Annotated in this window: 10 protein-coding genes; all 10 read left to right on the forward strand. The window is 70.8% G+C overall.

The window, feature by feature from the left end:
* Positions 1–1,080: a threonine synthase gene (gene thrC / locus ACIBAE_RS01280; protein ID WP_399281665.1), complete on the forward strand. Its 1,080-nt coding sequence runs from the start codon at positions 1–3 to the stop codon at positions 1,078–1,080.
* 395 nt (positions 1,081–1,475) lie between these two features.
* Positions 1,476–2,396, forward strand: coding sequence for a homoserine kinase (thrB, locus tag ACIBAE_RS01285; RefSeq protein ID WP_399281666.1), 921 nt, complete (start codon positions 1,476–1,478; stop codon positions 2,394–2,396).
* 383 nt (positions 2,397–2,779) lie between these two features.
* Positions 2,780–4,873 carry a transcription termination factor Rho gene (gene rho, locus ACIBAE_RS01290; protein ID WP_399281667.1) on the forward strand — a complete coding sequence of 698 codons (2,094 nt, stop codon included), beginning with the start codon at positions 2,780–2,782 and terminating at the stop codon, positions 4,871–4,873.
* A gap of 194 nt (positions 4,874–5,067) precedes the next feature.
* Positions 5,068–6,195: an LCP family protein gene (locus tag ACIBAE_RS01295; RefSeq protein WP_399281668.1), complete on the forward strand. Its 1,128-nt coding sequence runs from the start codon at positions 5,068–5,070 to the stop codon at positions 6,193–6,195.
* Positions 6,196–6,351: 156 nt separating this feature from the next.
* Positions 6,352–6,573: a 50S ribosomal protein L31 gene (gene rpmE, locus ACIBAE_RS01300; RefSeq protein WP_161309761.1), complete on the forward strand. Its 222-nt coding sequence runs from the start codon at positions 6,352–6,354 to the stop codon at positions 6,571–6,573.
* Positions 6,574–6,672: 99 nt separating this feature from the next.
* On the forward strand, positions 6,673–7,752 hold the full coding sequence (gene prfA, locus ACIBAE_RS01305) for a peptide chain release factor 1 (RefSeq protein WP_399281669.1): 1,080 nt from the start codon (positions 6,673–6,675) through the stop codon (positions 7,750–7,752).
* A 93-nt stretch (positions 7,753–7,845) separates the two neighbouring features.
* Positions 7,846–8,685, forward strand: a complete 840-nt coding sequence (prmC, locus tag ACIBAE_RS01310; RefSeq protein WP_399281986.1) for a peptide chain release factor N(5)-glutamine methyltransferase — start codon at positions 7,846–7,848, stop codon at positions 8,683–8,685.
* A 128-nt stretch (positions 8,686–8,813) separates the two neighbouring features.
* Positions 8,814–9,461, forward strand: a complete 648-nt coding sequence (locus ACIBAE_RS01315; protein ID WP_399281670.1) for an L-threonylcarbamoyladenylate synthase — start codon at positions 8,814–8,816, stop codon at positions 9,459–9,461.
* Complete coding sequence (locus tag ACIBAE_RS01320) at positions 9,458–10,114, forward strand: protein-tyrosine-phosphatase (RefSeq protein WP_399281671.1); 657 nt, start codon at positions 9,458–9,460, stop codon at positions 10,112–10,114. Before ACIBAE_RS01315 ends, ACIBAE_RS01320 begins: the two co-directional genes overlap by 4 nt.
* A gap of 114 nt (positions 10,115–10,228) precedes the next feature.
* Positions 10,229–11,518 carry a serine hydroxymethyltransferase gene (gene glyA, locus ACIBAE_RS01325; RefSeq protein ID WP_399281672.1) on the forward strand — a complete coding sequence of 430 codons (1,290 nt, stop codon included), beginning with the start codon at positions 10,229–10,231 and terminating at the stop codon, positions 11,516–11,518.
* The last annotated feature ends 95 nt before the right edge of the window (positions 11,519–11,613 follow it).

An 11,613-nucleotide genomic window follows, 5' to 3' on the forward strand; every position in this document is an offset into this window, starting at 1 on the left:
ATGACCAGCAGCAATGGCACCCACCAGTGGCGCGGCATCATCGAGGAGTACCGGGACCGCCTCCCGGTGACGGAATCGACGCCGGTCGTCACACTCCGCGAGGGCGGCACGCCGCTCGTCCCCGCGCAGGTACTGTCCGAGCGAACGGGCTGCGAGGTGCATCTCAAGGTCGAGGGCGCCAACCCGACCGGCTCCTTCAAGGACCGTGGCATGACGATGGCCATCACGCGCGCCAAGGAGGAGGGCGCCCAGGCGGTCATCTGCGCCTCCACCGGCAACACCTCGGCGTCGGCGGCGGCTTACGCGGTACGGGCCGGGATGGTCTGCGCCGTCCTCGTACCGCAGGGCAAGATCGCCCTCGGCAAGATGGGCCAGGCCCTGGTGCACGGCGCGCGCATCCTCCAGGTCGACGGCAACTTCGACGACTGCCTCACCCTGGCCCGCTCGCTCTCCGACAACTACCCGGTGGCGCTGGTCAATTCGGTCAATCCGGTCCGTATCGAGGGGCAGAAGACCGCCGCCTTCGAGATCGTGGACGCGCTGGGCGACGCCCCGGACATCCACGTGCTGCCGGTCGGCAACGCCGGCAACATCACGGCGTACTGGAAGGGGTACACCGAGTACGCCGCCGACGGCCCGGCCGGGCGCACCCCGCGCATGTGGGGCTTCCAGGCCTCCGGATCGGCGCCCATCGTGCGCGGCGAGATCGTCAAGGACCCGCACACCGTCGCCACGGCGATCCGCATCGGCAACCCGGCGTCCTGGCAGTACGCGCTGGCCGCCCGTGACGAGTCCGGCGGTCTGATCGACGAGGTGACGGACCGGCACATCCTGTCCGCCTACCGCCTGTTGGCCTCCCAGGAGGGCGTCTTCGTCGAGCCCGCCTCGGCCGCCTCCGTGGCCGGTCTGCTCAAGGCCGCCGAGGAGGGCAAGGTCGACCCCGGACAGCGCATCGTCTGCACGGTCACCGGAAACGGCCTCAAGGACCCGGACTGGGCGGTCGCGGGAGCGCCCCAGCCCGTCACCGTGCCGGTCGACGCGGTGGTGGCCGCGCGGAGCCTCGGCCTGGCCTCGGCCTGATCCGGGTCCGCGGTGAGGCGTCCGTCCGGGGCCGGATGGTCCCGGACGGACGCCCCGGCGTCCCACCCGGGCGCCCTGAAAGGGTGTTACGGGCGCCTGATTCCGGGTCAAAAGGCAGGTAACCCCGGGTAAGGCCCCATGCGGCCGACGAAGAAGCACAGCGGGCCGCACGACACGCATCGTGCGCCTCCTGTGCGCCCTATGTCGCGACAGAACCTTCCTTCGATAGTCTGTAGCCAACCCGCCCCGCCGCATGTGCCGCGGTGTTGTCGCCCCCGTGGTCCCCGGGCCTTCCGTGCCCCCTCACCTCCTCGAACATCTCGCAGTCGGTCAGCCCAGCAAGTCGGTCAACCCAGCCTGTCAGTCCCGCAGTTGCAAGGAGAGTCCACAGAGCGATGGCCGGTCCCGCGTTCCGCGCCGCCGCCGTACGGGTGCGCACCCCCGCCACCAGCGCCAATCTCGGTCCTGGCTTCGACGCCTTCGGCCTGTCGCTGGGGCTGTACGACGACGTGGTCGTCCGCGTCGCCGACTCCGGCCTGCACATCGACATCGCCGGTGAGGGCGCCGAGACGCTGCCCCGCGACGAGAGCCACCTGCTCGTACGCTCCCTGCGCACCACTTTCGACCTGCTCGGCGGACAGCCGCGCGGCCTCGAAGTCGTCTGCGCCAACCGCATTCCGCACGGCCGCGGGCTCGGTTCCTCCTCGGCGGCCATCTGCGCCGGAATCGTCGCCGCCCGCGCGGTGACCATAGGCGGGGACGCCCGGCTCGACGACGCCGCACTGCTCGAACTGGCCACGGAGATCGAGGGGCACCCCGACAACGTCGCCGCCTGCCTGCTCGGCGGCTTCACCCTGGCCTGGATGGACGGTGGCGCCGCGCGCGCCATCAGGATGAAACCCGCCGCTTCCATCGTTCCGGTGGTTTTCGTCCCCGGCAAACCGGTGCTCACGGAGACGGCCCGCGGCCTGCTTCCGCGTACCGTCCCCCATGTGGACGCGGCGGCCAACGCCGGTCGCGCGGCCCTGCTCGTCGAGGCGCTGACCAGGCGCCCCGAGCTGCTGCTGCCGGCCACCGAGGACCGGCTGCACCAGGAATACCGGGGTCCGGCGATGCCCGAGAGCGTCGCCCTGGTCAACCGGCTGCGCGCGGACAGCGTCCCGGCGGTCATCTCCGGCGCGGGTCCCACGGTCCTCGCGCTGGTCGAGGACGGTACGGCCGACAAGGTCGCACGGCTGGCGGGAGAGGGATGGGCGGCCAACCGGCTCTCCCTCGACGCCGCGGGCGCGAGCGTTCTGCCGCTCGGCTCGCAGTGACAGGAGATTACCGGTGAGTGAGAGGGGGAATGTTTGTTGGGGGCGGAAGTGTTAACCTCAAGTCTGCAACCGACGTCTTTGTGGCGTGGTGCTTCGCGTCCCGTTTCGGGACCACCTTTCTTCCGGGAGCCTCCCCAACTGCCTGAGCAGCCTGCCTGAGCAGTTTTGAGCACGCACCGGAACCGGCACGACACCCCCCGCTTTTCCCAGCGGTGGGCCGAGCAGGGGGACCTCGGGCCGGACCCATCGCACGTTCGCACGTTTCTCCGCCGTACCCGGCGGGACCACCGCCCCGGCACGGTCCACAAGATGGGACCGCCGTCGGACAGCACAACCGGTCGCCGAGCCAGAAGGCCGACGTCCGCTCCAGGGAAGGACCCTTCGTGAGCGACACCACCGATCTGATGGGCGTGACTGCCGACAACAGCGTCGACACCGCGTCCGCCGCAGGTGCTGCCTCCGGCACCACCGCACGGCGCCGCCGCTCCGGCACCGGCCTCGATGGCATGGTCCTGGCCGAGCTGCAGCAGGTCGCGTCCGGCCTCGGCATCAGGGGCACCGCGCGTATGCGCAAGAGCCAGCTGATCGAGGTCATCAAGGAGACGCAGGCAGGAGCCTCGTCCGCGCCGAAGAGCGCCGACTCCGCCGGCGCCGACGGCGAGACCAAGCCGAAGCGGCGCGCCACCTCCAAGGCCCGGACGGGCGAGGCGGCCACGGCCGCCGCGGAGAAGGCCGGCCGGGACGAAAAGGCCGTCGCCCAGCAGCAGATCGACATTCCCGGCCAGCCCGCCAGCGACGACCAGCCCGCCGGTGAGCGTCGCCGTCGCAGGGCGACCGCGGGCGCCGGCAGCCCCGAGGCCAAGGCCGAGGCCAGGACCGAGTCCGGGACCGACGTCAAGGTCGAGGCCCAGCCCGACACCAAGGCCGAGGCCGCTGTTTCCGCCTCGGGCACCGCGCAGAACGACGCCGACGGCCGGCGCGGGGAGCGCCAGGACCGCGGCCAGCGCGGCGAGCGCGGCGACCGTGACCGCGGGGAGCGCCGTGACCGGCAGCGCGACCGCCGGGGCAAGGGCGACGAGCAGCAGGGCGGCCAGGGCGGCCAGCAGCAGGGCGGCCAGCGCCAGCAGCGGGACAGCCGCGGCGGCGGACAGGGCGGCGGCCAGGGTGGTGGCCAGAGCAGCGGCCCGAGCGCCGGGCAGAACAACGGCCCGCAGGACGACTTCGACGACGAGGCGGGCGGCCGTCGCGGCCGTCGCGGCCGCTACCGTGACCGCCGTGGCCGTCGTGGCCGCGACGAGTTCGGCCCCGGTGAGCCCCAGGTCGCCGACGACGACGTGCTGATCCCCGTCGCGGGCATCCTCGACATCCTCGACAACTACGCGTTCATCCGGACGTCCGGCTACCTGCCGGGCCCCAACGACGTGTACGTCTCGCTCGCCCAGGTCCGTAAGAACGGCCTGCGCAAGGGTGACCACGTCACCGGCGCGGTGCGCCAGCCCAAGGACGGCGAGCGCCGCGAGAAGTTCAACGCGCTGGTCCGCCTCGACTCCGCGAACGGCATGGCGGCCGAATCCGGCCGCGGGCGCCCGGAGTTCCAGAAGCTGACGCCGCTGTACCCGCAGGACAGGCTCCGCCTGGAGACCGACCCGGGTGTGCTGACGACGCGGATCATCGACCTCGTCGCACCGATCGGCAAGGGCCAGCGCGGTCTGATCGTGGCCCCGCCGAAGACCGGCAAGACCATGATCCTGCAGGCCATCGCCAACGCGATCACGGTCAACAGCCCCGAGTGCCACCTGATGGTCGTCCTCGTCGACGAGCGTCCTGAAGAGGTCACCGACATGCAGCGGTCGGTCAAGGGCGAGGTCATCTCCTCGACCTTCGACCGCCCGGCCGAGGACCACACCACCGTCGCCGAGCTGGCCATCGAGCGCGCCAAGCGTCTCGTCGAGCTGGGTCACGACGTGGTCGTCCTGCTGGACTCCATCACCCGTCTGGGCCGCGCGTACAACCTCGCGGCGCCCGCCTCCGGCCGCATCCTGTCCGGTGGTGTCGACTCGACCGCGCTGTACCCGCCGAAGCGCTTCTTCGGTGCCGCGCGCAACATCGAGGACGGCGGCTCGCTGACCATCCTGGCCACCGCGCTGGTCGAGACCGGCTCGCGCATGGACGAGGTCATCTTCGAGGAGTTCAAGGGCACCGGCAACATGGAGCTCAGGCTCGACCGGAAGCTCTCGGACAAGCGCATCTTCCCGGCGGTGGACGTGGACGCGTCCAGCACCCGTAAGGAAGAGATCCTGCTCGGCAGCGACGAGCTCGCCGTCGTCTGGAAGCTCCGCCGGGTGCTGCACGCGCTCGACCAGCAGCAGGCGATCGAGCTGCTCCTGGACAAGATGAAGCAGACGAAGTCGAACGCGGAGTTCCTGCTCCAGATCCAGAAGACGACCCCCGGCGGTAACGGCAACGGCAACGACTGACCGGTCGGCTCCATCGGAAAGCCGCCCCGGCGCTTCGGCGCCGGGGCGGCTTTCCGCGTTCAGGGCGGGGGACACAGCGCGCCGAGTCTCCCCTCTGATGCTTCACTGTCTGTACAAAAGGCGATAAATCGCCCCGTTGAGCACATCTGACCACGGCAGGAGGCAGCCGGACCGGCCCCGAGGAGAGGGAGACCATGACCGACCGGAGCAGCGGCCGAATACGCGACCGCATACGGCGCCACAAGGCGCGCGCCACGGCGCGGAACAGGGCGCGGAGCAAGCGCCGTCGCACGACCGTCGTCGTCGCGTGGTCCGCCGCGGCCCTGGTCATCGTCGGCGGGTCCGGGATCGGCTACGTCTACGTCAGGCTCAACGGCAACATCAAGGACGTCGACATCAACGGGCAGCTGGGCAGGGACCGCCCCGCCAACGTCGACAACGGCTCCGAGGACATCCTGATCCTCGGCTCCGACTCCCGCGCCGGAGCCAACCGCGAGTACGGACACAACGCCGGGGACGCCCGCTCCGACACGGCGATGATCGTGCACGTCTACGAGGGCCACCGGAAGGCCGCCGTCGTCTCCGTACCGCGTGACACCCTGGTCGACCGCCCGGCCTGCACCGACCCCAAGAGCCGCCGGCCCGTCCCCGCCCAGCAGCTCGCCATGTTCAACTCGGCGTACGAGGTCGGCGGGCCGGCCTGCGCCGTGAAGACCGTCGAGAAGATGTCCGGCATCCGGATGGACCACTACATCGAGATCGACTTCACCGGCTTCAAGAAGGTCATCGACGAACTCGGCGGCGTCAAGATCACCACCACCCGCGCCATCAACGACCCCGAGAGCCACCTGAAGCTCGCGCCCGGCACCCACACCCTCAAGGGCGAACAGGCCCTCGGCCTCGTCAGGACCCGCAAGAGCGTCGGCGACGGCAGCGACCTGGGCCGCATCCAGCTCCAGCAGGCATTCATCAAGGCGCTGATCGGCCAGGTCAGGACCATCGGCGTGTTCAGCAACCCCAAGAAGCTGTACGACGTCGCCGACACCGCCACCCGCGCGATCACCCCTGACTCCCAGCTGAACACGGTCCAGAAGCTGATCGGCTTCGCCGGCGGACTCAAGAGCCTCGGCGCCGGGGACATGAAGATGATCACGCTGCCGGTACGGTACGACCCCGCCAACCGGAACCGCGTGCTCCCCGTCGAGCCGGGCGCCCGGCAGGTCTGGACGGCCCTCGCGCACGACAGGCCGATCCCCGCCTCCGCGACCAGGGACTCCGAGGGAGACCGGGGCAACGCGCACGGCGTGGTCAGGGGCGGATAGCGGCACACGCACACGAGGGGGCGGCCGGAATACTTCCGGCCGCCCCCTCGTTTTGGGAGATACGGCGAGTCCTGGCAGACTGGTACGTCGGCCCCGGTTCACGTACGAGCAATCCGCGGATACGACCCGGGCGCCCTCCCGAAACTAGGAGACACCTTGAAGCGCGACATCCACCCCACGTACGTCGAGACCCAGGTCAGCTGCACCTGCGGTGCGTCGTTCACCACCCGGAGCACCATCGAGAGCGGCACCATCCGTGCCGACCTCTGCTCCGAGTGCCACCCGTTCTACACGGGCAAGCAGAAGATCCTCGACACCGGTGGCCGTGTGGCCCGCTTCGAGGCCCGCTTCGGCAAGGCTGCCGCCGCCAAGAAGTAGCGAGCCATCTGCGCCGGTCCTCGGCGCCCCTCTCCCGGGGCGTCGGGACCGGCGCTTTTGCCGTCCCGAAGCACCTTCGTACGGAACCAGGAGACCCCGATGTTCGAGGCGGTCGAGGAACTGATCGGCGAGCACGCCGATCTGGAGAAGAAGCTGGCCGACCCGTCGGTCCACGCCGATCAGGCGAACGCGCGCAAGCTCAACAAGCGCTACGCCGAGCTGACCCCGATCGTCGGCGCGTACCGCTCCTGGAAGCAGACCGGGGACGACATCGGCACGGCCCGCGAGTTCGCGGCCGACGACCCCGATTTCGCGGCCGAGGTCAAGGTGCTGGAGAAGCAGCGCGAGCAGCTCACCGAGAAGCTCCGCATGCTGCTCGTACCGCGTGACCCCAACGACGACAAGGACGTCATCCTGGAGGTCAAGGCGGGCGCCGGCGGCGACGAGTCCGCGCTCTTCGCCGGCGACCTGCTCCGCATGTACCTGCGGTACGCGGAGCGCGTCGGCTGGAAGACCGAGATCATCGACGCCACCGAGTCCGAGCTGGGCGGCTACAAGGACGTCCAGGTCGCCGTGAAGACCAAGGGCGGCAACGGGGCCACCGAGCCGGGACAGGGCGTCTGGGCCCGCCTCAAGTACGAGGGCGGGGTGCACCGCGTCCAGCGCGTGCCCGCCACCGAGTCCCAGGGCCGTATCCACACCTCCGCGGCCGGTGTCCTCGTGACACCGGAGGCCGAGGAGATCGACGTCGAGATCAACCCCAACGATCTGCGCATCGACGTCTACCGCTCCTCCGGCCCCGGCGGCCAGTCCGTCAACACCACCGACTCCGCCGTGCGCATCACACACCTGCCCACCGGTGTCGTGGCCTCCTGCCAGAACGAGAAGAGCCAGCTCCAGAACAAGGAGCAGGCCATGCGTATCCTGCGCTCGCGGCTCCTCGCGGCCGCCCAGGAAGAGGCGGAGAGCAAGGCCGCCGACGCCCGGCGCAGCCAGGTGCGTACCGTCGACCGGTCCGAGAAGATCCGCACGTACAACTTCCCGGAAAACCGGATCTCCGACCACCGCGTCGGTTTCAAGGCGTACAACTTGGACCAGGTGCTCGACGGAGAGATCGACCCCGTCATCCAGGCCTGCGTCGACGCGGATTCCGCCGCGAAGCTCGCGGCCGCCCAGTAATCACTCTCGCAGTCCGGAGGAACCAGCGTGCAGCCACATTCTGGGGGGCCCAGCGACCCTCAGCGGCTCCGCCGCGGGCCCGTCCCCCGCAGTCTGCTGCTCGCCGAGGTGGCCCAGGCCACCCAGCGGCTGGCCGACGCGGGCGTGCCCTCACCGCGCTTCGACGCGGAGGAACTCGCCGCCTACGTCCACGGCGTCAAGCGGGGAGAGCTGCACAACGTCAAGGACACGGACTTCGACGCCCGGTACTGGGAGACCATCGCCCGCCGCGAGGCCCGCGAGCCGCTCCAGCACATCACCGGCCGCGCCTTCTTCCGCTACCTGGAACTCCAGGTCGGGCCCGGCGTCTTCGTCCCGCGCCCGGAGACCGAATCGGTCGTCGGGTGGGCCATAGACGCGGTACGCGCCATGGACGTCGTCGAGCCGCTCATCGTCGACCTGTGCTCCGGCTCCGGCGCGATCGCGCTCGCCATGGCGCAGGAGGTGCCGCGCTCGCGCGTGCACGCCGTGGAACTGTCCGAGGACGCCCTCACCTGGACGCGGAAGAACGCCGAGGGGTCCAGGGTCACCGTGCACCAGGGAGACGCCCTGAGCGCCCTCCCGGAGCTCAACGGCCAGGTCGACCTCGTGATCTCCAACCCGCCGTACATCCCGCTCACCGAATGGGAGTACGTCGCCCCCGAGGCCCGCGACCACGACCCGGAGATGGCCCTCTTCTCCGGCGAGGACGGCCTCGACACCATCCGCGGCATCGAGCGCACCGCGCACCGGCTGCTGCGGCCCGGCGGCCTCGTCGTCATCGAACACGCGGACACCCAGGGCGGACAGGTCCCGTGGATCTTCAGCGAGGAATCCGGCTGGGCGGACGCGGCCGACCACCCCGACCTGAACAAGCGCCCCCGGTTCGCGACGGCCCGCAAGGCCATGCCGTGACCCTTACCGCGCTGTGCGCCGCTTCCACCGCCGCCCCCGTTTCTTCCGCGGTCCCCGCGTCTGCGGTGGTTCCCGCATCTTCCGCTCCGATCCATCAGACCGTGTGTGTGCACGAGGAGGCCCGTTAAATGGCTCGGCGATACGACTGCAACGACGCGACCGACCGCTCCACCGGTCTGCGGGAAGCCGCGTCGGCCGTCCGCCGCGGCGAGCTGGTCGTGCTGCCCACCGACACCGTGTACGGGATCGGCGCGGACGCCTTCGGCTCGGAGGCCGTCGCCGACCTGCTCGCGGCCAAGGGGCGCGGCCGCAACATGCCCACCCCCGTCCTGATCGGTTCCCCGAACACCCTGCACGGCCTCGTCACGGACTTCTCCGAGCAGGCGTGGGAACTCGTCGACGCGTTCTGGCCGGGCGCCCTCACCATCGTCGCCAAGCACCAGCCGTCCCTCCAGTGGGACCTCGGCGACACCCGCGGCACCGTCGCGATCCGTATGCCGCTGCACCCCGTCGCCATCGAACTGCTCACCGAGGTCGGCCCGATGGCCGTCTCCAGCGCCAACCTCACGGGACACCCGGCCCCCGAGAACTGCGACGCCGCCCAGGAAATGCTCGGGGACTCCGTCTCCGTCTACCTCGACGGCGGTCCCACCCCGGGCAACGTCCCCTCCTCGATCGTCGACGTCACCGGCAAGGTCCCCGTCCTGCTGCGGGCCGGCGCCCTCGACGCGGCGGAGCTCCGCAAGGTCGTACCCGACCTCGAGGTGGCCAATTGACCGCCCCTGAGGGGCGTGGCATAGCGGATACCGCACACACCGGCCACACCTTCCGCATCCTCCACGTCAGCACCGGCAACGTCTGCCGCTCGCCCATCACCGAGCGGCTGACCCGCCATGCCCTCACCGTCCGCCTCGGCGAAGCGCTCACCGACGGCCTGATCGTGGAGAGCGCCGGCACCTGGGGACACGAAGGCGCCCCCATGGAAGCCAACGCCGAGGCCGTGCTCGCCGACTTCGGCGCCGACGCGTCCGGCTTCATCGGCCGTGAACTCCTCGACGAACACGTCATCCGCGCCGACCTCGTCCTCACCGCGACCCGCGACCACCGCGCCCAGGTGATCTCCATGGGCCACTCCGCGGGTCTGCGGACCTTCACGCTCAAGGAGTTCACCCGGCTCGTCCGGGCCATAGACCCGGCCACCCTGCCCGACCCCCTCGACGAAGGCGTGGTCGAACGCGCCCGCGCCCTGGTCCGCGCGGCCGCGGCACTGCGCGGGTGGCTGCTCGCCCCGAACGCGGAGGCCGACGAGGTCTACGACCCGTACGGCGCCCCCATCACCTTCTTCCGCTCGGTCGGCGACGAGATCCACCAGGCCCTGGACCCGGTCGTCACGGCACTCACCGGTGTCCCGGCCCGGGGCGTCCTCTGAGCGGGCGATCCCCCCGCCGGTAGTTCTGAGGGCTCGGTTCGTCTCCGGGGCGCAGCCGTACCGGCAGCGGCCTACATTGGATGGCGAGCACATTTCCGAGGCCCGGAGCCAGCGATGCCGGTCATCAGCGCACGATCCGCCGCACCAACAGCCGCCCCCTACACGCCGGAGCCGGACGCCCTGCTGCGGCAGGATCCCGAGATGGCCGAGCTGATCTTCGGGGAGCTGCGCCGGCAGTCCGACAGCCTCCAGCTCATCGCCGCGGAGAACTTCACCTCGCCCGCGGTCCTCGCCGCGCTGGGTTCCCCGCTCGCCAACAAGTACGCCGAGGGCTACCCCGGCGCCCGCCACCACGGGGGCTGCGAACTGGTCGACGCGGCGGAGCGGATCGCCGTGCGGCGGGCCCGCGCCCTCTTCGGTGCCGAGCACGCGAACGTACAGCCGCACTCCGGGTCCGCCGCGGTCCTCGCCGCGTACGCCGCGCTGCTGCGGCCCGGCGACACCGTGCTCGCGATGGGGCTGCGGCAGGGCGGCCACCTCACCCACGGCTCGACCGCCAACTTCTCCGGCCGCTGGTTCGACTTCGTCGGATACGGGGTCGACGTGGAGAGCGGCCTGATCGACTACGCGCGGGTACGGAACCTGGCGCGCGCACACCGCCCCAAGGCCATCGTCTGCGGCTCGATCTCCTACCCCCGCCATATCGACCACGCCGCGTTCCGCGAGATCGCCGACGAGGTCGGCGCGTATCTCATCGTCGACGCGGCCCACCCCATCGGCCTGGTCGCCGGGGGAGCAGCGCCCAACCCGGTGCCGTACGCCGATGTGGTGTGCGCGACCACGCACAAGGTGCTGCGCGGTCCGCGCGGCGGAATGGTGCTGTGCGGCGCGGAGTTGGCCGAGCGCGTCGACCGCGCGGTCTTCCCGTTCACACAGGGCGGCGCGCAGATGCACACCATCGCCGCCAAGGCCGTCGCTTTCGGCGAGGCGGCGACCCCGGCGTTCACGGCGTACGCCCATCAGGTCGTCGCCAACGCGCGGGTACTCGCGGACGCGCTGGACGCGGAGGGTTTCGACATCACCACGGACGGTACCGACACCCATCTGATCACCGCCGATCCCGCTCCGCTCGGGATGGACGGCAGAGCGGTACGCGGCCGGCTCGCCGCGGCCGGCATCGTGCTGGACATCTGCGTGCTGCCGCACCTGGAAGGGCGGGGGATCCGGCTCGGGACCGCCGCCGTGACCACTCAGGGCATGTCTGAGGCGGAAATGGCGCGGATCGCGGTCCTCATCACCTCGGCGCTGCGCGAGGACGCTGACGGGGCGCGCAGGGTCCGTTCCGAAGTGCGGGAACTGACGGAGAGGTTTCCGCCCTATATGCGGGTGAAGCGAGGGGAATGAACCCCGGCGGGAAGTGGTGCAACCAGTTCCGCTGATCCGCCGTCCTCGCTCGTAGGGCGACTCGGTATCCGACAGTGGGTCCGGCGCGGGCTAGT

The sequence above is a fragment of the Streptomyces sp. NPDC051569 genome (assembly GCF_044454085.1).
Taxonomy (GTDB): domain Bacteria; phylum Actinomycetota; class Actinomycetes; order Streptomycetales; family Streptomycetaceae; genus Streptomyces.

Coding starts and splice junctions, on each gene's coding strand:
- thrC (WP_399281665.1), top strand. CDS start 1: ATGACCAGCAGCAATGGCACCCACCAGTGGCGCGGCATCATCGAGGAG.
- thrB (WP_399281666.1), top strand. CDS start 1,476: ATGGCCGGTCCCGCGTTCCGCGCCGCCGCCGTACGGGTGCGCACCCCC.
- ACIBAE_RS01295 (WP_399281668.1), top strand. CDS start 5,068: ATGACCGACCGGAGCAGCGGCCGAATACGCGACCGCATACGGCGCCAC.
- prfA (WP_399281669.1), top strand. CDS start 6,673: ATGTTCGAGGCGGTCGAGGAACTGATCGGCGAGCACGCCGATCTGGAG.
- ACIBAE_RS01315 (WP_399281670.1), top strand. CDS start 8,814: ATGGCTCGGCGATACGACTGCAACGACGCGACCGACCGCTCCACCGGT.
- glyA (WP_399281672.1), top strand. CDS start 10,229: ATGCCGGTCATCAGCGCACGATCCGCCGCACCAACAGCCGCCCCCTAC.